This is a genomic window from Tenacibaculum aquaeponti (assembly GCF_057221555.1).
In genome coordinates, this window is the sequence record NZ_CM170147.1 from 510,067 (window position 1) to 534,845 (window position 24,779).

At 28.8% G+C, this 24,779-nt stretch carries 26 protein-coding genes; 7 read left to right on the plus strand and 19 right to left on the minus strand.

Annotation, left to right across the window (positions count from 1 at the left end; genetic code table 11):
• Window positions 1–6: 6 nt before the first annotated feature.
• Complete coding sequence (locus AC2TEO_RS02465) at window positions 7–303, minus strand: hypothetical protein (RefSeq protein WP_299621268.1); 297 nt, start codon at window positions 301–303, stop codon at window positions 7–9.
• A 128-nt stretch (window positions 304–431) separates the two neighbouring features.
• On the opposite strand from AC2TEO_RS02465, the gene AC2TEO_RS02470 reads away from it, so the two are divergent.
• From AC2TEO_RS02470 to AC2TEO_RS02480, 3 genes are read left to right on the plus strand one after another with little or no spacing between them, the layout of a single operon-like run.
• Window positions 432–1,052: an HD domain-containing protein gene (locus tag AC2TEO_RS02470; protein WP_442266578.1), complete on the plus strand. Its 621-nt coding sequence runs from the start codon at window positions 432–434 to the stop codon at window positions 1,050–1,052.
• A gap of 26 nt (window positions 1,053–1,078) precedes the next feature.
• Window positions 1,079–3,376 (plus strand): CAP domain-containing protein, encoded by a 2,298-nt coding sequence (locus AC2TEO_RS02475; RefSeq protein WP_442266579.1) that lies wholly within the window; start codon window positions 1,079–1,081, stop codon window positions 3,374–3,376.
• A 9-nt stretch (window positions 3,377–3,385) separates the two neighbouring features.
• Window positions 3,386–4,402 (plus strand): helix-turn-helix transcriptional regulator, encoded by a 1,017-nt coding sequence (locus tag AC2TEO_RS02480; protein WP_442266580.1) that lies wholly within the window; start codon window positions 3,386–3,388, stop codon window positions 4,400–4,402.
• On the opposite strand, the gene AC2TEO_RS02485 is transcribed toward AC2TEO_RS02480, so the two are convergent.
• The 13 genes from AC2TEO_RS02485 to AC2TEO_RS02545 form a co-directional block, all read right to left on the minus strand.
• On the minus strand, window positions 4,399–4,869 hold the full coding sequence (locus AC2TEO_RS02485; RefSeq protein ID WP_442266581.1) for a TspO/MBR family protein: 471 nt from the start codon (window positions 4,867–4,869) through the stop codon (window positions 4,399–4,401). The genes AC2TEO_RS02480 and AC2TEO_RS02485 overlap by 4 nt on opposite strands.
• Window positions 4,870–4,873: 4 nt before the next feature.
• Window positions 4,874–5,404 carry a CIA30 family protein gene (locus AC2TEO_RS02490; protein ID WP_442266582.1) on the minus strand — a complete coding sequence of 177 codons (531 nt, stop codon included), beginning with the start codon at window positions 5,402–5,404 and terminating at the stop codon, window positions 4,874–4,876.
• Between the two features lies 1 nt (window position 5,405).
• Complete coding sequence (locus tag AC2TEO_RS02495; RefSeq protein ID WP_442266583.1) at window positions 5,406–6,086, minus strand: SDR family NAD(P)-dependent oxidoreductase; 681 nt, start codon at window positions 6,084–6,086, stop codon at window positions 5,406–5,408.
• Between the two features lie 36 nt (window positions 6,087–6,122).
• Window positions 6,123–6,389: a TIGR03643 family protein gene (locus AC2TEO_RS02500; RefSeq protein WP_299621301.1), complete on the minus strand. Its 267-nt coding sequence runs from the start codon at window positions 6,387–6,389 to the stop codon at window positions 6,123–6,125.
• The gene (locus AC2TEO_RS02505; protein ID WP_442266584.1) at window positions 6,379–6,804 is read right to left on the minus strand and encodes a hypothetical protein; all 426 of its coding nucleotides are present in this window, start codon (window positions 6,802–6,804) and stop codon (window positions 6,379–6,381) included. Before AC2TEO_RS02505 ends, AC2TEO_RS02500 begins: the two co-directional genes overlap by 11 nt.
• Window positions 6,804–8,294 (minus strand): cryptochrome/deoxyribodipyrimidine photo-lyase family protein, encoded by a 1,491-nt coding sequence (locus AC2TEO_RS02510; protein ID WP_442266585.1) that lies wholly within the window; start codon window positions 8,292–8,294, stop codon window positions 6,804–6,806. The genes AC2TEO_RS02505 and AC2TEO_RS02510 overlap by 1 nt, the downstream gene beginning before the upstream one ends.
• Before the next feature lie 157 nt (window positions 8,295–8,451).
• Window positions 8,452–9,954 (minus strand): cryptochrome/photolyase family protein, encoded by a 1,503-nt coding sequence (locus AC2TEO_RS02515; protein ID WP_442266586.1) that lies wholly within the window; start codon window positions 9,952–9,954, stop codon window positions 8,452–8,454.
• Window positions 9,954–11,258: a DASH family cryptochrome gene (locus tag AC2TEO_RS02520; RefSeq protein WP_442266587.1), complete on the minus strand. Its 1,305-nt coding sequence runs from the start codon at window positions 11,256–11,258 to the stop codon at window positions 9,954–9,956. The genes AC2TEO_RS02515 and AC2TEO_RS02520 overlap by 1 nt, the downstream gene beginning before the upstream one ends.
• Window positions 11,234–11,377, minus strand: coding sequence for a DUF2256 domain-containing protein (locus AC2TEO_RS02525; protein WP_442266588.1), 144 nt, complete (start codon window positions 11,375–11,377; stop codon window positions 11,234–11,236). The genes AC2TEO_RS02520 and AC2TEO_RS02525 overlap by 25 nt, the downstream gene beginning before the upstream one ends.
• Complete coding sequence (locus AC2TEO_RS02530; RefSeq protein ID WP_442266589.1) at window positions 11,374–12,795, minus strand: SDR family oxidoreductase; 1,422 nt, start codon at window positions 12,793–12,795, stop codon at window positions 11,374–11,376. The genes AC2TEO_RS02525 and AC2TEO_RS02530 overlap by 4 nt, the downstream gene beginning before the upstream one ends.
• A gap of 1 nt (window position 12,796) precedes the next feature.
• A complete protein-coding gene (locus AC2TEO_RS02535) occupies window positions 12,797–13,426 on the minus strand; it encodes a flavin reductase family protein (protein ID WP_442266590.1) in 630 nt (209 codons plus the stop codon).
• The gene (locus AC2TEO_RS02540) at window positions 13,416–14,738 is read right to left on the minus strand and encodes an ABC1 kinase family protein (RefSeq protein WP_442266591.1); all 1,323 of its coding nucleotides are present in this window, start codon (window positions 14,736–14,738) and stop codon (window positions 13,416–13,418) included. The genes AC2TEO_RS02535 and AC2TEO_RS02540 overlap by 11 nt, the downstream gene beginning before the upstream one ends.
• Before the next feature lie 3 nt (window positions 14,739–14,741).
• Window positions 14,742–15,395: a TetR family transcriptional regulator C-terminal domain-containing protein gene (locus tag AC2TEO_RS02545; RefSeq protein ID WP_442266592.1), complete on the minus strand. Its 654-nt coding sequence runs from the start codon at window positions 15,393–15,395 to the stop codon at window positions 14,742–14,744.
• 140 nt (window positions 15,396–15,535) lie between these two features.
• On the opposite strand from AC2TEO_RS02545, the gene AC2TEO_RS02550 reads away from it, so the two are divergent.
• Genes AC2TEO_RS02550 through AC2TEO_RS02565 form a run of 4 tightly spaced genes read left to right on the plus strand, consistent with a single transcriptional unit; the run spans window position 15,536 to window position 20,626 of the window.
• Entirely contained in the window at window positions 15,536–16,216 is a 681-nt protein-coding gene (locus tag AC2TEO_RS02550) for a TetR/AcrR family transcriptional regulator (RefSeq protein ID WP_442266593.1), read from the plus strand.
• On the plus strand, window positions 16,206–17,858 hold the full coding sequence (locus tag AC2TEO_RS02555) for a peptidase domain-containing ABC transporter (RefSeq protein ID WP_442266594.1): 1,653 nt from the start codon (window positions 16,206–16,208) through the stop codon (window positions 17,856–17,858). Before AC2TEO_RS02550 ends, AC2TEO_RS02555 begins: the two co-directional genes overlap by 11 nt.
• Window positions 17,859–17,864: 6 nt before the next feature.
• Window positions 17,865–19,232: an HlyD family secretion protein gene (locus AC2TEO_RS02560; protein ID WP_442266595.1), complete on the plus strand. Its 1,368-nt coding sequence runs from the start codon at window positions 17,865–17,867 to the stop codon at window positions 19,230–19,232.
• A gap of 5 nt (window positions 19,233–19,237) precedes the next feature.
• The gene (locus AC2TEO_RS02565; protein WP_442266596.1) at window positions 19,238–20,626 is read left to right on the plus strand and encodes a TolC family protein; all 1,389 of its coding nucleotides are present in this window, start codon (window positions 19,238–19,240) and stop codon (window positions 20,624–20,626) included.
• 69 nt (window positions 20,627–20,695) lie between these two features.
• Here the strand turns inward: AC2TEO_RS02565 and AC2TEO_RS02570 are convergent, their stop codons facing one another.
• The 5 genes from AC2TEO_RS02570 to AC2TEO_RS02590 form a co-directional block, all read right to left on the minus strand.
• A complete protein-coding gene (locus AC2TEO_RS02570) occupies window positions 20,696–21,772 on the minus strand; it encodes an energy transducer TonB (RefSeq protein ID WP_442266597.1) in 1,077 nt (358 codons plus the stop codon).
• A 185-nt stretch (window positions 21,773–21,957) separates the two neighbouring features.
• The gene (locus AC2TEO_RS02575; protein WP_442266598.1) at window positions 21,958–22,512 is read right to left on the minus strand and encodes a LysM peptidoglycan-binding domain-containing protein; all 555 of its coding nucleotides are present in this window, start codon (window positions 22,510–22,512) and stop codon (window positions 21,958–21,960) included.
• Window positions 22,513–22,549: 37 nt separating this feature from the next.
• The gene (locus AC2TEO_RS02580; RefSeq protein ID WP_442266599.1) at window positions 22,550–23,170 is read right to left on the minus strand and encodes a trimeric intracellular cation channel family protein; all 621 of its coding nucleotides are present in this window, start codon (window positions 23,168–23,170) and stop codon (window positions 22,550–22,552) included.
• 15 nt (window positions 23,171–23,185) lie between these two features.
• Window positions 23,186–24,298 (minus strand): DEAD/DEAH box helicase, encoded by a 1,113-nt coding sequence (locus AC2TEO_RS02585; RefSeq protein ID WP_442266600.1) that lies wholly within the window; start codon window positions 24,296–24,298, stop codon window positions 23,186–23,188.
• Window positions 24,299–24,329: 31 nt separating this feature from the next.
• Complete coding sequence (locus AC2TEO_RS02590) at window positions 24,330–24,728, minus strand: acyl-CoA thioesterase (protein ID WP_442266601.1); 399 nt, start codon at window positions 24,726–24,728, stop codon at window positions 24,330–24,332.
• Between the last annotated feature and the right edge of the window lie 51 nt (window positions 24,729–24,779).

Genomic DNA, 24,779 nt, shown 5'->3' on the forward strand with positions numbered 1-24,779 from the left:
TTAGCACTACTTAGATGGTAAGATTTCTGTTACTATACCATACACATTTTTCGTCCATCCGTTAAGATGTCCACGATTATTACCTATTAGTAATCCTCGTTTTTCATTTTTACCTTTTACTAAATGCGTAAAACAATTTCCCCGTACTTTACAGAAAACTATATCACCTTCTTCACAATCTTGCCATTGTACTGGCTTTAAAACAACGGGTTGTCTTGATTTTAAAATGGGTAACATCGAGTTTCCAGGTTCTTTAGAGATAATTGTTTCTCCATTCAATAGCTTTTGAATTTTCCAATTCATAATTATTTGTATTTAAATTAAACATTAATTCAAAGACTATTGCTGAACGAAAAGTAAAGAACGAATAACTTTAACTGATTAAAGTCTATGTAAAATTAGTTTTTATTTTTGTAATACAAACTATTTAATTGAAAAAATTGACTTTAAAAGAACGTTTTACCCAATTGTTATCACTTTATTCTCAAGATAATGAACTCATTTCTTCATTATGGAATGAGCTTGAAAAACACTACAAAGAAAAGCATCGTACCTATCATAATTTAAATCATTTAGAGGAAATCTTCTCTTATTTTGATCGTTATAAAGATGAATTGAAAGATTCGAATTTGGTTTCTTTTTCTATATTTTATCATGATGTAGTTTATAATATATGGAAAAAAGATAACGAAGAAAAAAGTGCTGATTTTGCTGTAGATCGACTTCGAAAACTACTTTCGAAAGATGATTTAAACATCATTTTTAATCAAATTATAGCCACTAAAACTCATGAGGGTTCAGATAATGATACTCGCTTTTTAATTGATTTTGATTTAGCTATTTTAGGTCAATCTTCAGAAATATATCAGCAATATGCTAAACTTATTCGCAAAGAATATAAACTCGTTCCAGATATTTTATATAAGAATGGAAGAAAAAAAGTATTACGTCATTTTATAGATAAGCCTTTCATTTACAAGACCTATACTTTTATTGATCATTATGAAAAACAGGCGAAATTCAATTTAAAAACAGAGCTTGAAACTATTTAGGCATTGTTTTTGACTTTCCCTGTCACATGAAAACGAAACTACTACTATTAATTGCTATCGTTGGTAATCTATTTTATGGTTACACACAATTATCTGCTGATGAAGAAAAGTATTTAGCAGATTTATTATTTAAAAAAGTAAACACACTTAGAAAAAGAAAAAATGCCTCTCCATTGAAGAATGATTTAAATTTAGTTAAAGCAGCTAAGTTCCATTCAGACTATATGTCTAAAAAATACAAGTTAACCCACAATCAGTTAGAAACTGAATTTGTTACTCCTAAACATCGTATTGAAAAGTTTTCTAAAGAGTTTAATGTTTTTGGAGAAAATATTCTAAAAACTAGATCTATAAAACCACCATTTACAAAACGTAAGTTATCGTTAATGGCTAATTTGATGTATAACTCTTGGAAAAATTCTAAAGGACATTATAAAAATATGATCTCTAATGATTTTTCGTACTGTGGTTTTGGTTTTACTTACAATACAAAAAAGAAACAAATTTTTGCTACAAACGTTTTTGGGGCTAAAAACTTTAAAGTTTCAAATCAGCTTTCTGAAAATACTTTTGGAATTGGAGAAAGTTATGATGATTGTGAAGAAGTATCTAAATTCAGTAATATAATAGCTAGTTTCGGTAATAGGTTAAGTATTGAGAATAATGAAATTATATTCAGATACCATAGTTTACAAACTTTCAAAGAAATATTTAAAGATCAAAACGATGGAATTGCAATAGACTTAATTACAAGGAATCAATTATCTTGTGGTAAACCTAATGAGCTTGATAGTTCACCTATTTATGATGGTGTTTTATTAAAACCTGTTTACTTAAAAGAAATCTTAACTAAAAATAGGGCAAATAGTAATTTTAGATTAACAGTTTCACTGGGAAAAGTCCCAGATTTTTTAATAGGAAAAGATATTACTGCTAATCTAATTCTAATTAATAATGGGAATCGATGTGATTACAGAGTTCCTCTAATAATTCCCTCTTCTGCGTATTCTTTAATCCCCATACAACCAGAATTGTATATTCCTGATGTACAGTTAAAAACTAAAGGAACTGCATTTGTAAAAGAAATTTTATTCAATTTTGGTTCTTCTAAAATTACAGCTCACAAAATTACTTCAGATACAATACAGAAAAATGCTATTGAATTTATAGATGTGAAAAGCTATACCTCTGTAGATGGTACATTTTCTAATAATAAATATCTGTTTTCAAAAAGAGCAGAATTTATTACCAATCATTTACATGAGAAGCTTGGTAAAATCAATAAAAAAATAAATATTGAAGCTAAAGAAAACTGGGAATTATTTGATTTTCAATTAGAAATGTATGATTATAAAAACTATGTTAACTCAACTAAAAAAGAGAAACGATATTTAGCTAATAATCAACTAAAACAAACTTTTAAAAACGAGTTTGCACAACAACGAAAATCAAAAGCTATTATTTATGAAAATGGTTCTTGGTTATCAACTAGCAAAGAGCATTCAGAATATAATTTAATCGATGCGTTACTTCATAACAATAAAGATTTGGCAAATGCTGCATTAGTTGCTTTGTATAACCAGAAAGATATCAGTTTCATTCTAAGTGAAGATTTTATTTTAGAGCGTCTTATTGACAAAAAAGAATTTGTTCAGAATACTTCTGCCCTATTTCTAAAAAATATTAATTTTTATCAGTTAGACACTGTGATTTTTTACATCAATTATTGGTTAAAAAGAGCTGAAGAATTATCGGTAAATGCGCAAAAAAACTTACTGAATTTATATACAATAACAACCAATAGATTATTACTATTTTGGGATGTTGATAATGAAAAATTTGCTCGAGTTTTGCATCCAGAAAAAGTAAAAACTTTATTTAAAGAAATCACTAAGAATGAAAAAAGCAATTCTTTGTATCTAAATTATCATATGGCCGTTATTGAATATTATGGTCAGATTAATGATTATCCAAGGATTTCTGAATCTTTTTATCACATTACAGATTATTTCAAAAAAAGAGCGCTAATTATTGAAGATGATATTAAATTAGCTTTATTTTTTAACCACTGGAGTAGATTTGACTTAACTTTAGAACTATTATCTAAACCTTATTTAGAAAATCGTTTAAATGAAGATGCAACTTTTATTTTAGCACAAACAGCTATAGCATATCCAAGACATTTTAATAATTATGTGAAAGAAATAATTATTAAGAAAGCTATGGATTTTAATAAAAAAAAGTGGTGTTTTTGGATGAAAACAGATTTCCAGAATTTACGTTATTCTTTCATAAAAAAAATGTACTGTAATACCTGTAATTAAAATTATAATATGGCATCAAATAAAAACGCTTTAATTAGATATAAAACCATAGATCAATGTTTACGAAATACCATGCGCAAATGGACTTTAAATGACCTGATTGATGCTTGTTCTGATGCTTTATATGAGTATGAAGGTAAAGATGTTTATGTAAGTAAAAGAACTGTTCAGCTCGATATTCAAATGATGCGTAGTGATAAGTTGGGTTACAATGCACCAATAGAAGTTTATCAACGAAAATATTATCGATATGCAGAAGAAGGTTATTCTATTATGAATATTCCTGTCACTGAAAATGATGTAAAAGTAATGAACAATGCGATTCAGGTTTTACGCCAATTTAAAGACTTTTCGCTATTTAAAGAAATGGATGGAGTTTTACAACGTTTAGAAGATTCTGTTTATTCTTCGCAAGAAAATAACCGTGCTATTATTCATTTAGATAAAAATGAACAATTAAAAGGTTTGCAACTTATAGATCCATTATACAGTGCAATTCAAAAGAAGAAAGTTTTAGAAATTACATATAAGTCATTTAAAGCTAGACAAGAAAATATTTTGACTGTTCATCCGCAGCTTTTAAAAGAGTTTAATAATCGATGGTTTTTAATAGTGTATCATAAAACTGATTTTATGAATTTAGCTCTTGACCGTATTATAAAAATTGAAGAGAAGGATGAAATTGAATACATAGATAAAGCTGTTAATGGTGATGATTATTTTAAAAATGTAATTGGTGTTACTGTTTCTAATTCTAGCCCCAAACGTATAGAATTTTGGATTGAAAAACGCTTAGCTCCTTATGTAATCACCAAACCTTTTCATCATACTCAACGCTTAATTAGAGAAACTGAAGATGGTTTCATATTCAATATTTTAGTTCAAATAAACTTTGAATTAGAGCGTGTTATTCTTGGGTATGGAGAATCTATTAAAATACTAAAACCAGAAAAATTAAGAGACAAAATCAGTAAACAATTAGGACGCGCATACAATAATTACAAATCGGTTAATTCAGATCATTAATTATTAAAAACCACATAAGCATTTAAACTTGTGGCAATGGTCATCCAAACTAAATATGGTAAAATTAAAATCGTATAATATTTTAATTGTTTTATATGCTTAAACGTGATGTAACCAATCAAAAGCCACAGCAAAGTGATACTTATTAAACCTAATACGGTGTAATGTTTATTGAAAAAAAGTAAATTCCATATTACGTTTAAAAACCATTGCAAACTATATACTACTATCAACTTTTTATTTAATTGCGAATATTCATAACTTAGTTTGGTCATGTAGAAAGCAAACAATAACATTATGGTTGTCCAGGCTGCACCAAAAACCCAATTCGCAGGAGTCCATGGAGCTTTATTTAAGTTTTGATACCAATCTGTTCGTGGGCCATCGTTCATTAATAAAACACCTACATAAAGTGCTAAAAAGTTAGTTATTAAAAAAATAATGAACCTGATATAAGATTTTTTCATTGATTTAGTTGATTTTAATCGAATCGATTATTAATTTGAAGTTTTCATCTTGTTTATTTCCTATTAAAAAAGCAATTTCTTTAATTTCTGTATAATTAAAATTTTGTCTTCGTAATCTATTTCCTCTAAAGATTGGATATAAACTATTTAGATCAATTTCTATAGTTTCCCAATCACCAGAAGTTGTAAATTTTTGAGTATACCAATGTCGATCTGTTGGATTTGATTTTACTCTAAATTGATATGCTTTTCCATCTCCTTTTAAACGAAGAATAACTTTTTTTGAAGTTTCATGTAATGTTACAGCTACCGAATTTTTAACCATAGCAAAACCTCCATTATTTTCTGTAGAAACATGACCAGAAAATACGCCTTTGCTATTTTCATTTAGCGCTATAGAAGAAGTTGAAATTCCTCCCATAACATCATCATTGGTTGTTTTCCAACTGCTAATATCAGAAGATTGAGAAAAGTCTACAACGGTTATAGTATCTTGAAAAGCAAACAACATAATGATAAAGGCTAAATATTTCATATTATAATTTTAAACTAACTATTCCTGCATCGATAGGAAAAACTTGACCAGAAATTGCCGAAGCGTGATCTGACAACAAATAATTTGCAAAGCTTGCTACTTCTTCTGCTTTTAAAAATTTCTTTAGCGGATGTCTCATTTCCATGTTTTCGCGTTGCTTATCGTTACGCAATAATTTTTCTGCTAAAGATGTATCTGTTACAGTTGGAGCGATACAATTAAATCTAACTTTAGTGGCAAATTCACCTGCCAAAGATTTCGTTAAACCTTCTACAGCAGATTTACTAGCTGCAACACTTGCATGGAAAGGCATTCCTAATTTGGTAGCAACTGTACTAAATAAAACTACACTTCCGTTATTATTTTTAAGTGAGTTAATATACTTTTGAATCACTTTAACTGCTCCAATTACGTTGATTTCAAAATCACTTCTAAAATCATCTAACTTTAGTCTTCCTATCGGTTTTAAGTTAATGCTTCCTGGGCAAAAAACCAAACCATTTATATCATCAGAAAGTTCAGGTAATTCATCTTCTATAACGTCGATTGAGTAATGTGTTACGTTTACATGACTCGCTACTTCACTCCTACTAAAATTAATTACTTTATGTGTTTCTTGTAAAGAAGTTACTATAGCATTACCAATTCCTTTACTTCCACCTACAACTAAAATTATTTTCATTTCTATTATTTTTTATGCAATGAACTGAGTTCATTATTATCTTTTTGATACCTTGTTATTTGATATATTTCTTTGTCTTGTACATTTAAACCTTCCTTTATCAAAAGGCCTTTTTGCTTGGTGTTTTGTAGCTCTTCCTTGTACTCTTTTTCTCCACATTCTGAAACTTGAAGGTTTCATTTCTTTACGCATCAGCTCAATAACTTCTTGTTCTTTTAATCCGAATTGAAATTGAATAGCATCGAAAGTTGTACGATCTTCCCAAGCCATTTCTATAATTCTATCGATTTGTCTATCCGTCATAATAATCTAGATTTAGATATTCATTTTTATAATCAATCATTTTTGAAATGAATTTCTTATTCTCTGAATAGTTCTTGTTTTTTAAAAACTTTATAAAACTTCCTTCAGCATGAATACTGAAAAACGAAGCGTTATACACCACCAACTTATGATATGGAATACACCAAGAAAAACGTTCTAATCTGTTCGTAAAATGAACTAAAATTCCTTTCGGACGCATTTCTATATTTCCGTAATTCAATTCTGAAAACTGAACTTTATCTGATTTTAATTTCTGACTTACTTCTGCAATCATAAAACGACCAGAACCTATTCCATTCAGTTTTATCTTATTTAATAAAGAGAATGGTTTTCCTAGTAATTCTTTACTATGCACTAAGAAATCTTGATTCGTATATGTGGTATTAAATATCATTATTCATCTCTTAACATTCTACTTCTATTTGTAATCGTATGCTTACGCAAAATTCGTAAGCTTTCTCTTTTTACTTCACTATCTTTTAACATGTTCCATAAAATATCGCTAGCTTTCTTTCTATTTTCTTTGATATCAACTATTGGGTTTGGATAATCTTTACCTAAAACACAGTTATTAAATTGCTGGTCTAAATGTGTCATTAAATATGGTTCATGAATAAATGGAGTTGGTAAATGTGACAATTCTGGAACCCATTTCTTAATAAAAACAGCATCTGGATCGTGATCGTGACTATTTTTCACGGGGTTATAAATTCTCAAATTATTAATTCCTGTTTCACCTGCTTGCATTTGCAATTGAGGAAAATGAATTCCAGGTTCAAAATCTAAAAACTGACGTGATAAATGGTGTGTTGCTTCTTGCCAAGGCTGCCATAAAATATGTGTAAAGAAAGAAACCAACATAGCTCGCATTCTGAAATTAATAAATCCTGTTTCATTTAAACAACGCATGGAAGCATCAACTAAAGGAAAACCCGTGTTTCCTTCTTCCCAAGCCGTTTTATACGATTCAGAAATTGATTTTTTTAGCTTGTGAAAACCTTTATTAATACTGGCATTTTCCATCGTACATTCCATTTCAAACTTTTGAATGAAATGTGCTTGCCAACGTAAACGAGAAATAAACGCTCCTAAATGACGCTTATGTTCAGATTCGTCTTTAACAGCTTTTGCTTTCTGGAATACTTCTCGTATCGATACATTTCCCCATGCTATATATGGAGATAGTCTGCTACAACTACTTCGCGAGGCTTCTGGTTTTGAAATGTGATACATGTAGTTTTCATGACGTTTTTCAAAAAAAGTATTCGCATATTTCCATGCTATAGTTCTTCCGCCTTGCTGAAAATTAGATGTGTCTCCAGTAACTAAATCAGTAGTATGAAAGTAATCTGAGATTCTATTAATTTCCGAAGTGCTTATAAAATCTTCTTTATCTACATCAAAAGGTAAAATATCTTGATACATATAACTTTCCCATTTATCAAACCAATCTTCTCGATTTAATAAACCTCTTAAAACTCCGTTATTTATATTCTCTTTCCATTCAATGGAATTGTTTCTACAATAACGTGCAAATTCTTTATCTCTTTTGAAAGTGACTAATAATCCTGTTTCTTGATGTGAAAAAACATCTGTGATATTATAATGATTTAATAATTGATTAAAAACAGCAAAAATTTCACCATTAACAGCTAGAACTTTAGTTTTATATTCTTTCAATTCTGTATTGATATCAACTAATGATTGTTTTATAAAATCCCAATGACGTTGACTATAATGATCGTCGTTTATCAATAGGTTTTCAAAAACAAATAATAGCAATATTCTTTTTCCTGAGTTTAGCGCATTTGTTATCGCTTCATTGTCATGCAATCTCAAATCTCTCTTTAACCAAACTACTGCTATATCTTCTCTTTTCTTCATAATTTCAAATTTTCGTTTTCTGAATATTTGAATATAATGGCTCACACAAAGCTAACGTCATTTCGAATTTATTTCGAAATCTCATAATACGAATCTGAAACAAGTTCAGATTGACGTTATTAATTTTATTTAAAACCATTATTATCATATTTACTTACTATAATAAGTTCAGTTGAAATTCTTTTTTATTATCTAGGTTATCAAGAAAATGTTCAGCATTAGAAAAATGATCTTCTCTTTTCTCAATTCCCATTTTATCTAAATTTCGAATTAACATATTCAAACGCGGATTTTTGGATAAAAATTCTCTGTTGGTATGCATAAACCTCCAGAATAATCCGTCCCAAATCTTTTGCCATTCACCATTCGGATAATCACTCATTTTTTTGATGTAATTACTACTACTTATGTATGGTTTTGTAGACATTAATCCTCCATCAGCAAATAAGCTCATTCCGTAAACATTCGGTACCATTACCCAGTCGTAAGCATCGATAAACAATTCCATAAACCAACGATACACTTCATCTGGATCGAACTCACATAACAACATAAAATTCCCTAAAATCATTAAGCGTTCAATATGGTGTGCATATCCTGTTTTTAAGATCTTTTTTATTGTGGTATCAATTGGTAAAATTCCTGTAGTTCCATCATAAAAAGATGCTGGTATTTTTCTAGAATGGTTCCAGAAATTCTTTGTTCGTTCTTCGGTTCCTTTAACCTCATAAATTCCACGGATAAATTCGCGCCAACCTAATATTTGACGTACAAAACCTTCTAAAGAATTAATCGGAATTTCATGTTTAGCAGCATAATCAATTGATTTTTTTATTACTTCCAGAGGAGATAACAATCCTACATTAATTAATGGTGATAAAACACTATGATTCAAGAAATGTTTGTCTTTCACAATAGCATCTTCATAAATTCCGAATTCATGAAAACGAACTTCAAAAAATTGTTCTAACCAATTTTCTGACTCTTCAAAAGTAGATGGATACAATTGTTTCTCATCAATTTCTCCTAAGGCGTCTGAAAAATTTTCTTCCACATATTCCTTAGCTTCTAGGTAATATGTATTAGCATCAGGAAATTCAATTTGTGGCGGAGTTTTACCTTTTGGATATTTCTTTCTATTATCCGTATCAAAAGTCCACTTTCCTCCTACTGGTTGTTCATTTGTAATTAAAATATTTCTAGCTAAACGTTCTTTTTTATAAAATGAGGTTTGGAAAAACTTTTTTTTAGAAGCTTTAAAAAAAGTAGCTAATTCATCTTTGGTATTAATAAATAATGAATTGTTTATTTCAATTAATTCAATATTATTTTCAAATTCATGAATTCTCTTTTCTAGCCAATTATCAGTAGGATTTATAAAATGAAGTTGTTTGTATCCATTTGTAATTAATTGTGGTAATAACTTCCTAATATCTGAAATTTCAGTTGTACTTTCTACATATGAAACTTGATATCCTTTTTCGTTTAAAAAGTCTTTATAAAATTGCATTGTAGCTCTATGAAAAGCTAATTTTTGCTTATGAAATTTATATTGTTTGAAGAATAAATATTCTTCAATTAAATACACGTCATTTTCTTTTGGAATATGCGTTGTACTTTTAAACAACTGATGCGGAAAAATAATACTTACTGCTTTCATTAGAACAAGATTGGTTGTAACCACATTTGTTGATATTTGCCGTTCGCATCATATCGTTCTGCTTGTAGTTGCACATTAAACTTTCTATCTCTTGGATCATTACCTACACCAGATACATATTGCCAATTTCCATAATTGCTATGCACATCGTAATCAATTAGCATACTTTCGAAATATGCCGCACCAATTCTCCAATCTAACAACAGTTTTTTTGCAAAATATGAAGCCACATTTTGTCGGCCTCTATTGCTCATCCAACCTGTTTCTTTTAACTCTATCATATTGGCATTTACAAAAGGTTCATTGGTTTCGCCATTAATCCAATTTTGAATTAATCTTTCGTTATTTTTCCATGAATATGATAATTCCTTTATTCCTTCTAACTTGAATAAATTATTTTCATGCTTCAGCGATAAATATTTAAAATAATCACGCCAAATCAATTCGAAAATCAACCAATAAGTAGACTGATTATTTCCAAATTGTTTTTCATATTTTTTTACCTCCCAATAAATTGACTTTGCTGAAATACAACCATGAGCCAACCAAGGAGAGAATTTTGAACTATAATCAACTCCAATTAAACCATTTCTAGTTTTCTTGTAATACGATAACTTTTTCGATGAAAAGAAATATGAATTTAAACGCTCAAAAGCAGCAGTTTCACCGCCTTTAAAAGGAAAAGCAGTTTGAACTGGAACTTCAAAATCACTATAGCCTAAATCTTGTAAAGTTGGAATTTTTGTATCATTCTCTTGATAATTCTCTTTTGGCATTGTTACTGGAATCAATTCCTCACGAATTGTAGCATATTTCTCTACTCTTTTTCTGAAAACAGTAAAAACCTCTGGAATAGATTTTATTTCTAATGGAATATCTTCTGGATGATATAAAAATTGATCGTAAAAACTTTCAACATAAACCGTATCACGAAGTTTTTCTATCACACGATTAATTTCTGATGTTTCTTCGTGAGTAAATTCTTTTTGATAAAGGAGAGCATCCGCGTTGTGAGTCAGACAAAACAATGGTAAAATTACATGCGGATGCTCATGATGTATATAAATAGGTACGTTTAATTCTTTTAATTGGTTTGATAAATCGGTAACTGATTCTATCAAAAATTTTGCTCTGTATTTCTCTGTTTTTTTAAAACCAAATTGCTTAGTTTGAAACATAGATTTGTCGAAACAGTACACAGCAATAACTTTGTTATATTTAGAAATTGCTTCATATAAAGCTTTATTATCACGCGTTCTTAGCGTATTTGTAAACCAAACTATTGCTGTTTTATCTTGCTGCATTTTTTACTACAATATTTTACGTTTTCCCAGTTCTTTTCCCATTTTTTTCTCCATGTAAATGCTCGTTCACAAACCGGACAAGTTTTAGTGGGTAAATGTTGTTTTTTTACTCCTCTCATTTCTGATATACCAAGGCATTGATCATTCCTTTAAAAACAAAAGCATGAAATGGTAAAACGGAGTACCAATACAATCTTCCTAATAATCCTTTTGGTCGAAATACTGCTCTTTGAAATAGTTGATTTTTTACAATTTTAAACTCTAACCAAGCTTCACCTGGAAGTTTCATTTCAGCGAATAATAGTAAACGTTTCTGTTCTTTATCAGCTAATAAAACTCTCCAAAAATCTAATGGATCTCCCGGCTCTAAATATGTATTGTGTGTTCTTCCCCTTCGTAAGCCTACTCCTCCAAAAATCTTATCTACATAACCTCGAATACGCCATAGCCAGTTGTAACTGTACCAACCATTTTCTCCTCCGATAGACCATATTTTATCAATTGTAAAATCTTCATCTACAATTTTTCTTGATCTTATATCTTTAAAACAACCAAAATGCGGAACATTAATATAAGTATTTAATTGATCACTAAAAACACCACTACTAATAGCATCTTTCCAACTTGACACTACCGCATTCTGCTCAATCTTTTGAAAAGCTAAACTAACCGCTTGCCTGTACTGAATTGGTTTTACGTTTAAAATTTCATTGATATTATTAGGCTTTGCAACTACTTCAACTTTCATACTATCAACTAATGCTTTTGCCAAATTAAATGACGTAGAAGTCACGAAATACAACCAATATGAAGACATTCGAGGAGATAAAACGGGTAATGTAAAAATGTATCTTTTTAAGCCTCTTACTTTTGCAAATTGCAATAACATTTCTTTATAAGTAAGAATTTCTGGTCCGCAAATGTCAAATGACTTATTATACACTTCTGAATTCGCTAAACCATTCACAAGAAAACTTAACACATCTCTAATTGCTATAGGTTGTGTTCGAGTATTCAACCATTTTGGTGTTACCATTAAAGGTAATTTTTCTACAATATCTCTTATAATTTCAAAAGAAGCACTTCCACTTCCTACTATAATTCCAGCTCGAAATGTTGTTAAAGCATATTGATTAGATTTCAAAGATTTTTCAACTTCTAATCTAGATTTTAAATGTTTAGATAAAGAGCCATCATTTACAATTCCGCTTAAATAAACTACCTGCTTACAATTCGTTTTTTCTACCAACGATTTAAAACTTTGAGCACATTTTTTTTCTAAATCCTCAAAATTCGTAGCTGTCGTAGACATGGAATGAATCAAATAATAAGCAGCGTCGATATCTTCAGGAAAAGCTTCTAAATTATCTTCTAAGAAATCTACTTTTATAAACTCTATTCCGTCTTTATACTCAATTTCGTCTGGAATTCGATTTAAATCACGAACACAACAAACTAATTGATGACCATCTTCTAATAATCTCAATACTAATCTTTTTGCGATGTAACCTGTTGTACCTGTGATTAAAATCTTCATTTTATAATTTTTCTACTGTCTTTTTTGGACGCTGATATTCGTATCTCGTAAATAAATTCGGAATTGCATATCCATCAAGTCCGTTTATCGTTGCTACGTTTCCTTTAGATAAATTCAAAAATCCATCTTCTTGTAACATATGATCTTCAACTTCAAAAAATTGAATTTCACCAACTAACATAATTGTATCATTTGCCTTGATATAATACTCCTCAACATATTTCATTCCTATTTGTACTGGTGATTCTTGCACAAAAGGAGCTATAAAATTCTTCTTGTATTCTGGTGTTAAATTTGTCATTTCAAATTCTGAAACTCCTTTATCATATTTAGCAGATGAATGATGCGCATCTTCTGTGATTCTTTTTGTAATATGATTTACCGTGTAAAAACCAGTTTCTTTAATGTTTTCATAGGTATTTCTTGGAACAGTTGTAGGACGTAAAATGAATCCTAGTAATGGAGGATTAGATCCTAAGTGAACTATAGAACTGAATACAGCAACATTTTCTTTACCATCAGGAGAAATACTTCCTATTAAGTTTGCAGATTTATAACCTGATAAACTATTCATTAAGTTGATCTTATAAATATGATCAAATCCGCTTATATTCTCTTTTTTAAAAAACATCTTTATACTGTTCGAAATTGTTAATCTTAATATTCTTAGCTTTTAAATCATGCATTAAATTATAAAGTCCGAAGAACGTTCTGTTGATGTAAATAAAATGTTTAGACCCTCTATTTCCATTCATGTTTCTAAGCTCAGTATTCTTAGCATACTTTGTTCCTAAATCAGTGATTTTACCAAAGAAAGTTTCATCAGAGAAATCAAATTCTTTTGTATTGAATGGTTGTGTGAATAAACTCAACATTTCATGGAACATTTCTTTAAAGAAAACTAACTCTTCTTGACTATCATCTTCTCTAAGAATCTCTAATTCATAAAGTTTTTTCTCAAAAAATACAGGATCTGAAATGCTTTCCTTTTTTGCTAACTCGAAATATGGTTTGTAAAACTCTTCAGGAACTTGTTTCATACAACCAAAATCCAGCACAATTAGATTATTATCTTTTGAAACTAAGAAATTTCCAGGATGCGGATCGGCATGTACTTTTTTAATAATATGCATTTGATACATATAAAAATCCCATAAAGCCTGGCCTAATTCATTCGCTTTCTCTTGATCTGTATTCGTACTTGTGAATTCAGAAAGATGAACACCATCCATCCAATCCATTGTGATAATTCGATCAGATGAAAACTCTTTATAATAATTTGGAAATTTTAAATTTTTGATATGCTTACAAGCGTCTACGATAGCCTGACTTTGCTCTACTTCTAAAATATAGTTTGTTTCTTCAATTAGTTTATTTTCAACTTCTTTAAAATATTTATCACTATCTTTTCCACGGATATTGAACATTTTAATTGCAATAGGCTTCACTAAAGCTAAATCAGTAGAAATACTCTCTGCAACTCCAGGGTATTGAATTTTAACTGCGTATTTATTCCCATCTTTTTCAGCCAGATGAACCTGACCGATACTAGCACCACTTACAGCATTTAAGTTAAATTTATCGAAAAGCTCACTTGGATACTTTCCAAAATAATTTTTAAATGTCTTTTTAACCAAAGGTGCTGATAATGGCGGAACTGAAAATTGTGACAAAGAAAATTGCTCAACATAAGCTTGTGGTAAAATTCCTTTTTCCATACTTAACATTTGTGCAACTTTTAAAGCACTTCCTTTTAACTGCTTTAATCCATTGTAAATATCTTCAGCATTATCTTTATTTAACTGTTGTTTAGCTTCTTCTTCTCCATTAACCAATTTACTTCCGTAATACTTTAAATAGTTTACTCCTACTTTAGCACCAGTTTGCACTAATTTAGAAGCTCTTTGAATTTTGGAAGTGGGGATATTATCTATTGTCTTCATAAACTACTTCATCATCTTTTCTTTAAATAAAAATTTACCAAAATCAATTACACTTTTTACCGGAGCGATATTTAACACATCGAAACTGGCGTTAACTGATTTCTCTATAAACACATCTGTTTTCTCAAAAGAAGACGATGTATCATTTAACCAAAACTGCATTGTCATTATTAATTGTAACCATGCACTTTCACTTATTGCTTTATCTTGAAACTTTTCTAAACGTTCTTGTTTTAACTCTAACTTCTCGATATTAAGCGTATTTATAAATTTTTTAAAATGAGTTCTTAATCCGTTAAGTGTACTTAAAGTTTTCAACTTATTACTTTGTCCCGATAAAGCATAAACCACATAGCTTCTATTAGCTGTTAAATTCTCAAAAAAAGTGAAGTAAAAACTTAGTAATTGATTTCTCGCATCAAAAGTTTCAAACTCTTCACTTTTGTGTAATAGTGCTAGTGTATTTTCAAAGAAAACTGTGAATATTGATTTTTTAATTGCTTCAAACGAAGCAAAACTATTATAGAACAATTGTTCTTCAAAATTATTCTCTTTAGCGAACTTATATACTGATTTAGGATCCTCATTATACTCTAACACATAATCCATATACATTGAAATAATGTCTAACTGAGTTATATTTTTCTTTTTAGCCATGAAATTGTACGATTGAATTTTACCATATCCAAATATACTAATATTTTGTTTAACAAAAAAGACATATTTTTAAACAAAAATATAATTTTAACTTTTAGTTAATAGTAATACTATTATATTTGCATAAAAAACAATTAACAATGGATAAATTACTTTCAAACATTAAAGTAGAAGTGCCTGAAGGGATTTATTTGAAAAATCCAGAGTCCTCTGAACTAGGTAAAAAAATAGTTCAAAACAGTATCATCTTGATCGATGAAATTGGTTTTGAAAGTTTTAATTTCAAAAAATTAGGATCGTTAATCGGCTCTAATGAAAGCTCTATATACAGGTATTTTGAAAGTAAACACAAACTATTAATTTATTTAAGTTGTTGGTACTGGAGATGGTTAGAATATCAATTAGTAATTGAGACATTTAGCATTAAAGACATCAAAGAAAAACTGATAAAAGCTGTAGAAATTGTTACAAGAACAACTAAAGAAGATCAAAACTTCTCTCATATTAATGAAGTTTTACTTAACAAAATTATTATCAACGAAAATTCTAAATCATATTTAACGAAAAGTGTTGATTCGGAAAACAAACAAGGATATTTCTTCCCTTACAAAACTGTGGTTAGAAGATTAGCTAATATAATTTCAGAATACAATAACAAATACAAATTCCCATTAAGTTTAGCAAGTTCTATAACCGAAGGAGCATTGCATCAACAATTTATGAAACAACATTTTCCAACAATCACTAACTGTAATGAATCTGTTACACCAACTGAATTTTATTCACATTTAGTTATAAAAACATTAACAAATGACAACTAAATCTTTAACCCCTTGGAAACGTTTTCTTGGTTTATTAAAACTAGAAAGAAAAGATATTTTTCAAATTTCTTATTATGCAATTTTTGAAGGCTTAGTATCGTTATCTCTTCCTTTAGGAATTCAGGCTATTATAAACTTAATTCAAGGAGCACAAGTATCCGCTTCATGGATTGTTCTTGTTGTTTTAGTTACTATGGGTGTAATTTTTTCTGGTGTTTTAAAACTTATGCAATTGCGTATTATTGAAACCATTCAACAAAGAATATTTACAAGAGCTTCTTTTGAATTAAGTTATCGTTTCCCTAAAATTAGAATGAAAGAATTAAGAAACTATTATTTACCAGAATTAGCTAATAGGTTTTTTGATACACTAACAATTCAAAAAGGACTATCTAAAATATTAATAGATGTTCCTTCTGCTTTTTTACAAATTATATTTGCATTATTACTACTATCATTCTATCATCCATTTTTTATAATTTTTGGACTTTTACTTTTAGTATTGATATATATACTTTTTAAATTAACAGCTCAAAGAGGTATTGAAACAAGTTTAGATGAATCTAAAAACAAATATAAAGTTGTTCACTGGCTACAGGAAGTTGCTAGATCTGTTGTAAGTTTTAAACTTTCTGGAAAAACTAATTTAGCTTTAGAAAAAAACGATGCTTTAGTAAGCAAATACTTAAATTCAAGAGAAAGTCATTTTAAAATTTTAATTATTCAATTCATTTTAATGATTAATTTTAAAGTTTTAGTTACAGCTGGTTTACTTTTAATTGGTGGTTTTTTAGTTTTAAATCAAAAAATGAATATTGGTCAATTCGTTGCTGCTGAAATTATTGTATTATTAGTAATTAGTTCTGTTGAAAAATTAATACTTGGGTTAGAATCATTTTACGACGTATTAACTTCAATTGAAAAATTAGGGCAAGTTGTAGATAAACCAATAGAAAGTCAAAAAGGTGAAATTGTAAAAGATGATTTAACTATTGAATTACAAAATGTTTCTTATGAAGTGATCAATAAAAATACTCCCATTTTAAGTGATATTTCATTTACAATTAACAAAAGAGATCGTATACTTGTTCAAGGTGAAAGTGGCTCAGGTAAATCTAGCCTACTACAATTAATTGCTGGTGTTATAGAGCCAACATCGGGTTATTTGTTCGTTAACAACCTTTCTATTCAAGGACTGCATTTAAACAATTACAGATCGCTTTTAGGCTTTTCACTCTCTGAAGAGACTCCTTTTGAAGGAACCATACGCGAGAATATTACATTTGGAAATACTAATATAACAGATGAAGAAATTTACAATGTTTTAGATGTTGTTGGACTTACAGAATTTGTAAAACAACAACCTAAAGGATTAAATACCATAATAAAACCTGAAGGAAAACAAGTAGCATTTACTACAGCAAAAAAAATCATTTTAGCCAGAGCAATAACAATTAAACCTAAATTATTAATTCTTGAAGATCCTTTAGATCAATGTCAAATAGAAGAAACTAAGGGAATAATAAACTTTATAGCTTCACCAGAAAGACCATGGAGTTTAATTGTTGTTAGCGGAAATTCTTGCTGGAAAGAAAAATGCAACAAACATATTGTATTAGAAAAAGGTCAAATTAAAAAATAAGAAATTATGCTTAACATTTCTAAAAATTCTATTTCGGAAAACTTGGATTTAACTTCATTTAAGTCTGGAAAACATATTTTCACGAAAGAGTACCATAAACGATTTAAACAGTTCTTATTAGTATTTTCTTTCATTATTATAATTATTTTATTTTTACCATGGACTCAAAATATTTCAAGTAAAGGAAATGTAACAACTTTACGCCCAAATCAAAGACCACAAACTTTACAATCTCAAATTCCTGGAAGAATTGAACAATGGTTTGTACAAGAAGGAGATTTTGTAAAAAAAGGAGATACCATTTTGAGAATTTCTGAGATTAAAAGTGAATATTTTGATAATCAACTTGCTCGTAGAACTCAAGATCAGTTAAATATTAAAAATCAATCTATAGATGCTTATAAAAATAAAGTTATAGCTCTTGAAAATCAGATTAAAGCTTTGCAAAATGAAAGAGTTTTAAAATTAGAACAAGCAAAAAATAAATTAACTCAAGCTCGTTTAAAAGTTAAAAGTGATAGTATTGATTTAGAAGCTGTAAAAACAAAACGAAGCATTGCTGAAATACAATTAAAACGTGTAGTTAACTTACAAAAAGAAGGCTTAAAAGCTGTTAAAGATGTAGAAGAAAAACGTGCAAAATTTCAAGAAGCAAATGCTAAACTAATTTCACAAGAAAACAAATATTTAACTTCTCAGAACAACGTAATTAATGCAAAATTATCTATTTCTACTTTAAACGCTACTTATCAAGACAAATTAGCAAAAGCTAGAAGCAGCTTATTTACGGCAAAATCTGCAACTTTAGATACTGAAGTACAAGTTTCTAAACTAGAAACAAGTGTTGCTAATTATACAAAAAGAAATAGTTTATTGTATATAACAGCACCTCAAGATGGATTTATAAATAAAGCAATAAAATCTGGTATTGGAGAAACTTTTAAAGAAGGAGAACAATTGGTTGGAATTATGCCTGCAAATTACGAGTTAGCCGTAGAAATGTATATAAGACCAATAGATTTACCTTTAGTTCACATCGGTGAAGATGTTCGCGTACAATTTGACGGTTGGCCTGCAATAGTTTTTAGTGGTTGGCCTAATGTATCTTACGGAACTTATGGCGCCAAGGTTGTAGCCATAGAAAACTTTATTAGTAATAATGGAATGTATCGTGTGTTATTAGCTCCAAATAAAGATGCAGAACCATGGCCAACAGCAATTCGTGTTGGTTCTGGTGCAAAAACCATTGCACTTTTAGACAATGTTCCAATCTGGTTTGAATTATGGAGACAACTTAATAGTTTTCCTCCAAATTTTTACCAACCTCAGGATTCAAAAAACACGGGTAAGAGCAAGTTAAAAAAATTAAAATAATAGCTATGAAAAAACTATTTGTGCTTTTTTCTGTTATATTATCATTCGGAATTTCTAGTCAAAACAACAATATCTTATCATTATCTGAGTACATAGGATATGTTAAAGAATTTCATCCTATTGTAAAGCAAGCCAGACTAGTTAGTACAGAAGGAGAAATAAAATTACTGAAAGCTCGAGGTGCTTTTGATCCTAAAATTTCTGTTGATTATAATCAAAAGAAATTTAAAAAATCAGAATATTTTGACAAACTTAATACCACTTTTAAAATACCAACTTGGTATGGAATTGAATTTAAAGCTAATTATGAACAAAATTCTGGAATCTTTTTAAACCCAGAATCTAATGTACCAAATGAAGGTTTATATAGTGCAGGAATTTCTGTGTCTTTAGCTAGAGGTTTACTGATGAATAAGAGAATGGCAACATTAAAACAAGCCAAATTATATACTCAGCAAGCTAAAGCTAAACAAACTTTATTGGTAAATTCAATATTACATGATGCTATTATCGCTTATTTTGAATGGCTAAAAAATTATGAAATACAAAATACATATAATGACTTCTTAAATAATGCAGAGAATAGATTCAACATTGTAAAGAAAAGTTTTAATGCTGGAGATAAACCTGCTATAGACACACTAGAAGCTAATATTAATCTAAAAAACAGAAAACTTGATCTTGAAAAGTCTAATTTAAAATACATTAAATCCAAATTAAAACTTTCAAACTTCCTTTGGTTAGAAGGTAATTTACCCTTAGAATTAGAAAGTCATATTATTCCAGATACTGAAACTTCAACGACAATTGACACTGCTCTAAATATTAATAAGAATATGTTGCAAGACATTGATGTCAATAATCATTTAAAGATTAGATCTTTAGATTATAAGAGGCAAGGTCTTTTGGTTAATAAAAGATTAAAATTGAATAACTTATTGCCAAGAGTAGATTTAGAATATAATTTTTTAAGTCCGAAAATTAACGGATTAACTGATTTTGACACTAATAATTACAAAGGAGGATTAAATGTTTATGTTCCTTTATTTTTAAGAAAAGAAAGAGCTGAATTTAAACTTGCTAAATTAAAATTACAAGATATAGATTTTGTTATTTCTGCCAGTAAAGTAGAACTTAACAATAAAATAAAAACTATAGAAAATGAAATATCTTCAACCAATGCACAAAGTGATCTATTATTGAATTTGGTTAAAGATTATAAAAAACTAATAAAGGCAGAAGAACGAATGTTTATTTTAGGAGAAGGATCTTTATTTAGAATCAATTATAGAGAAGTTAAATTAATAGAAACAAGATTGAAACTTATAAACACAAAAAATAAGTATTTAAAATCTAAAGCATCACTTTATCAAATTTTAAATAATCAAGAATAAGTAAATAAAAAACCATCCTTTTTTAGGATGGTTTTTTCTTGTATTATGATTTTTATTAAGTTTAATATTTTATTCGTCTAATCTATATTCAATTGGGAAAGTGTATTTAGCATTAACTTTTTTTCCGTTTTTTACGGCAGCTTTAAATTCAGGCAATTTTTCAACTAAATTTTTTGCTGATGTTTCTAATATTTTTCCATTTGCAGGGCCTTTTGCTGTTACATTTACTACTTCTCCATCTTTATTAATTACGAAGCTGATATTAACTTTACCTTGAATATTTTCATCTATAGCTTTTTCAGGATAAGCAAAATGATCTTGTATATGTTGCACTAACCTCTTGTTAAAACAATCTAAAGTTGCATCATTACAAGACTTAAATTGTGGTAATTTTTCTACATCTGCAAATACATATACTTCTTCTTTAACAACTTTTTTATTAGAAACTTTCTTAATATTTGTTGGTTTAACACCAGGAATTCTGAATGTTATAGGTATACCATATTTAACAATTACTTCTTTTCCAGCATGCTTTCCTGGAACAAATTTTGGCAATCGCTTTATAATTCTTTCAGCTTCTTTTCCTAACTCTTCTCCTTTGTAAGGAGGTCTAATATTCATTTGACCAATACTTCCATCTTTTAATATTGTAAACTGAACTAAGACTCTACCTTGAATTCCTTTATCATAAGAATTCTCAGGATAACGAATATGCTTTTGTATATGTTTAGAAATTGATTGTTTGAAACATTTTTCTTGTTTATAAATCGGAGAACTTTCACACTCTTTAAAAAGAGGTATTTCATCTACATAGTTAAAAGGAATAATTTTTAATCCACCAGCTTTATTGAAACTAAGATTATTAATAATATCTGTCTTTTTTTTCATATTTGCTAGCTTGTGCGTGTAATCGTTAGTCATTACACCCGAAGCAGCATCTCTTTTTCTAACAACTCTTCTTCTTGAAGAAACTTGAACAGATACTTTTTTTGATTTCTTATCGTCTGAATCTTTAATAGAACACTTAGTAATACTATTCAAATCAAGTATAGGTTCGTCATTAGGTGTATCACACGTTTTATTTGATTGAGAAAAAACTTGAGTAAAAGCAAAAATAGTTATTGTATATAAAAACTTACTATTCATAATACTGAGGGATTGAAAATTTACATACCTAAATGTAAGGAACTTATCCTTTTTTAATGATAACCAGTACTATTACGACACATAAGTATCGATGAATGGTTTAAAAGTATCGATGAATTGATTTTAACATATTTTTAAACAAACCGAAACATTATTGAATATTTCCAATATTTACAGGTCTAAAATTACTTAATTATCAACTTTTGACCTAAAAAAATATTATTTGAAGAAAGTTTGTTTTTCTTTTTAAGTAAAGATACGGTAACATTATAACGTTTTGAAATACTATATAAAGTTTCCCCTGAAGTCACTATATGATAATTAGATTCACCTGAATAATCTGTAATTGATTCTTTAGTTATAGTTGTTAATTTACCTCTTTTAGTTTGATCTTCTTCGTATCCGATAACAATTTTATCACCAATTTCAATCGTATCAAAATCAACCAAACTATTCAGTCTATATAATTGCGCTAGCGGCATTTTATATTTTCTAGCGATTATACTTAATGTTTCTCCTTTTTTTACAGTATGAGTAATTGTTGGATCGTATTCTTCTACTTTTTTAGGTTTCACAGCTTTTTTTTGTGGAAATTCATTAGAAATATCACCAGTAATTAAATTCATGTATGCAATTTTACCTTCTAACAAAATTTTATCCCAGCCTTCAGGTAATTCTTTCTCTTGTGAAAAAGACAATATTGATAAAAAAAGTGAAACTAAAACAACTATTTTATTCATGTAGAAAATTAATTTATAGCAATTTAAAAACTATTCTTTAATTCTTAAATAAATCATCCTTAATTTTTGGCAATTCTAACTTATAAATTACTGACAGAGTTCTAATTAAAATGATAACTGAGGCTGAAAATATAAAACTAAAGTTTTCATTCACTTCAAAATTCTTTAATACTAAATATACCAAACCACCAGCCAAACATGCAGAAGCATAGATTTCTTTCTTAAATATTAAAGGTACTTCTCTAGTTAAAACATCACGAATTACTCCTCCAAAAACAGCAGAAACCATCCCCATAATTATAGCAATAACAGAAGGTAAATTATAACTTAGACCTTTTTGTAACCCTAATAAAGTAAAAACACTAATTCCTATAGTATCAAATAAAAAGAAAGTTTTTCTAAGCGGTTCTATTTTACTTTTAAATAAAAATGTACAAACCACTGCTATTGCTATAGTTTTAATATAATTTAAGTCTCCTATCCAGTTAATCGGATGTGCATTAATTAAAATATCTCTTAACATTCCTCCACCTACAGCTGTTACAAATGCTAAGATGATTACACCAAAAAGATCAAACTCTTTTTTTGAAGCAACTAAAGCTCCACTCAAAGCAAAAGCAAAAGTTCCTAAGATATCTATGATGTAAATTATGTCCATACTACAAACTGAATATTACTTTTTAATGAACTTAATATTTAACCTTTTCTGTATTTGATGAATTGTTTCCAACTCACTAGAAGTGACAAAAGCTTGTGAGATTCCTCTATTTCCAGCCCTTGCTGTTCTTCCACTTCTATGTGTGTAATATTCTAATTTTTCTGGAAGTTTATGATGAATTACAAAGTTTAAATTCTGCACATCAATTCCTCTTGCGGCAACATCTGTAGAAATTAAATATTGTAATGATTGATTTTTAAAAGCACGCATTACCTTATCTCTTTCTATTTGCTTCATATCTCCTTCTAGAACGCCAACAGTAAAACCTTCTTCTAATAATTCTTCTGTTAGCTTTCTTGCACCAGCTTTTGTTCTAGCGAAAATAATTCCGCGTTCATCTTGTCTACCTTCTAAAAACGAAATCACTGCATCCGTTTTATTTGCAGAAGTTACTACAGTATAATAATGCGTAATATTTTCATTAACCATAGAAGCAGGATTAATTTCAACTCGTTTAGCGTTAATATTCATGTAATTTTTTACAATCCTTTTTATTTCATCAGGCATTGTTGCTGAAAACAACCATGTATTTCTTTCACCAGAAGTATATTTTAAAATCCTGTTGATTTCTAACTTAAATCCCATGCTCAGCATTTCATCTGCTTCATCTAAAACTAAAGTCTTTATGTTTTTTAAGTCTATCTCACCTCTTTCAATTAAATCAATAAGTCTTCCTGGAGTAGCCACAACAATGTGTGTAGTCCTTTGTAAATTTTTGATTTGCCTCTCTATTTTCTCACCACCATAAACAGCTTCTACAAATATTTTATGATCTATGTACTTTGTGAATTTAAATAATTGCTTTTTAATTTGTTGCACTAACTCTCTTGTTGGAGATAAAATTAAAGCCTGAATCGTATCTGAATTAGGTTTTATTTGATGCAAAATTGGTAACCCAAAAGCTGCAGTTTTTCCTGTACCTGTTTGTGCTAAACCTATAAAATCAGTTCTTTCTTCTAATAAAAAAGGAATTGTTTTTTTTTGAATTTCAGTTGGTTTTTTAATTCCCAACTCATTTAATCCTTTTATAAAATCTTTTCGAACACCTAAATCTGAAAAAGTTGACATATATATATTTTAGACCGCAAAGATAGTCTTATTAAGATGGAGATAATAAATTAAATACATCTTCTGTTATTCGAGCTGGGCGCAAAGTTTCATTATTTACTAAACACCAAGTAGTTTTCGATTTTACCAACAACTTATCTTCTTTAAAAATTTCAACATGACGAATAGATTTTACCCCTTTAGTTTCTCCAACCCAAGTTTTTAATGTGATTTCATCATTTAAAACTGCTTGTCCTATATAATCAATTTCATGTTTCACAAGAACCCAAATTAAATGGTCTGCATTTTTACCCTTAACAAGATGTTGCCAATGTAATGTTGCAATATCTTGTACCCATTGTACATAAACTACATTATTAACGTGATTTAAATTGTCAATTTCTTCAGAAGCTACTACTCTATTTGTAGTGAAAATTTTACTTAAATTCATAATTACAAACTTACATAAGTAAGCTTATTATTTCGTTAATTTGTAGGCTAA

Excerpts from the sequence above, each read along its gene's own strand:
- AC2TEO_RS02590 (WP_442266601.1), bottom strand. The coding sequence starts at position 24,728 with ATGAATTTAAGTAAAATTTTCACTACAAATAGAGTAGTAGCTTCTGAA.
- AC2TEO_RS02560 (WP_442266595.1), top strand. The coding sequence starts at position 17,865 with ATGCTTAACATTTCTAAAAATTCTATTTCGGAAAACTTGGATTTAACT.
- AC2TEO_RS02490 (WP_442266582.1), bottom strand. The coding sequence starts at position 5,404 with ATGAAATATTTAGCCTTTATCATTATGTTGTTTGCTTTTCAAGATACT.
- AC2TEO_RS02540 (WP_442266591.1), bottom strand. The coding sequence starts at position 14,738 with ATGAAGACAATAGATAATATCCCCACTTCCAAAATTCAAAGAGCTTCT.
- AC2TEO_RS02525 (WP_442266588.1), bottom strand. The coding sequence starts at position 11,377 with ATGAGAGGAGTAAAAAAACAACATTTACCCACTAAAACTTGTCCGGTT.
- AC2TEO_RS02475 (WP_442266579.1), top strand. The coding sequence starts at position 1,079 with ATGAAAACGAAACTACTACTATTAATTGCTATCGTTGGTAATCTATTT.
- AC2TEO_RS02515 (WP_442266586.1), bottom strand. The coding sequence starts at position 9,954 with ATGAAAGCAGTAAGTATTATTTTTCCGCATCAGTTGTTTAAAAGTACA.
- AC2TEO_RS02495 (WP_442266583.1), bottom strand. The coding sequence starts at position 6,086 with ATGAAAATAATTTTAGTTGTAGGTGGAAGTAAAGGAATTGGTAATGCT.
- AC2TEO_RS02505 (WP_442266584.1), bottom strand. The coding sequence starts at position 6,804 with ATGATATTTAATACCACATATACGAATCAAGATTTCTTAGTGCATAGT.
- AC2TEO_RS02500 (WP_299621301.1), bottom strand. The coding sequence starts at position 6,389 with ATGACGGATAGACAAATCGATAGAATTATAGAAATGGCTTGGGAAGAT.
- AC2TEO_RS02570 (WP_442266597.1), bottom strand. The coding sequence starts at position 21,772 with ATGAATAGTAAGTTTTTATATACAATAACTATTTTTGCTTTTACTCAA.
- AC2TEO_RS02465 (WP_299621268.1), bottom strand. The coding sequence starts at position 303 with ATGAATTGGAAAATTCAAAAGCTATTGAATGGAGAAACAATTATCTCT.
- AC2TEO_RS02555 (WP_442266594.1), top strand. The coding sequence starts at position 16,206 with ATGACAACTAAATCTTTAACCCCTTGGAAACGTTTTCTTGGTTTATTA.
- AC2TEO_RS02575 (WP_442266598.1), bottom strand. The coding sequence starts at position 22,512 with ATGAATAAAATAGTTGTTTTAGTTTCACTTTTTTTATCAATATTGTCT.
- AC2TEO_RS02530 (WP_442266589.1), bottom strand. The coding sequence starts at position 12,795 with ATGAAGATTTTAATCACAGGTACAACAGGTTACATCGCAAAAAGATTA.
- AC2TEO_RS02585 (WP_442266600.1), bottom strand. The coding sequence starts at position 24,298 with ATGTCAACTTTTTCAGATTTAGGTGTTCGAAAAGATTTTATAAAAGGA.
- AC2TEO_RS02565 (WP_442266596.1), top strand. The coding sequence starts at position 19,238 with ATGAAAAAACTATTTGTGCTTTTTTCTGTTATATTATCATTCGGAATT.
- AC2TEO_RS02580 (WP_442266599.1), bottom strand. The coding sequence starts at position 23,170 with ATGGACATAATTTACATCATAGATATCTTAGGAACTTTTGCTTTTGCT.
- AC2TEO_RS02545 (WP_442266592.1), bottom strand. The coding sequence starts at position 15,395 with ATGGCTAAAAAGAAAAATATAACTCAGTTAGACATTATTTCAATGTAT.
- AC2TEO_RS02535 (WP_442266590.1), bottom strand. The coding sequence starts at position 13,426 with ATGTTTTTTAAAAAAGAGAATATAAGCGGATTTGATCATATTTATAAG.
- AC2TEO_RS02520 (WP_442266587.1), bottom strand. The coding sequence starts at position 11,258 with ATGCAGCAAGATAAAACAGCAATAGTTTGGTTTACAAATACGCTAAGA.
- AC2TEO_RS02485 (WP_442266581.1), bottom strand. The coding sequence starts at position 4,869 with ATGAAAAAATCTTATATCAGGTTCATTATTTTTTTAATAACTAACTTT.
- AC2TEO_RS02550 (WP_442266593.1), top strand. The coding sequence starts at position 15,536 with ATGGATAAATTACTTTCAAACATTAAAGTAGAAGTGCCTGAAGGGATT.
- AC2TEO_RS02480 (WP_442266580.1), top strand. The coding sequence starts at position 3,386 with ATGGCATCAAATAAAAACGCTTTAATTAGATATAAAACCATAGATCAA.
- AC2TEO_RS02510 (WP_442266585.1), bottom strand. The coding sequence starts at position 8,294 with ATGAAGAAAAGAGAAGATATAGCAGTAGTTTGGTTAAAGAGAGATTTG.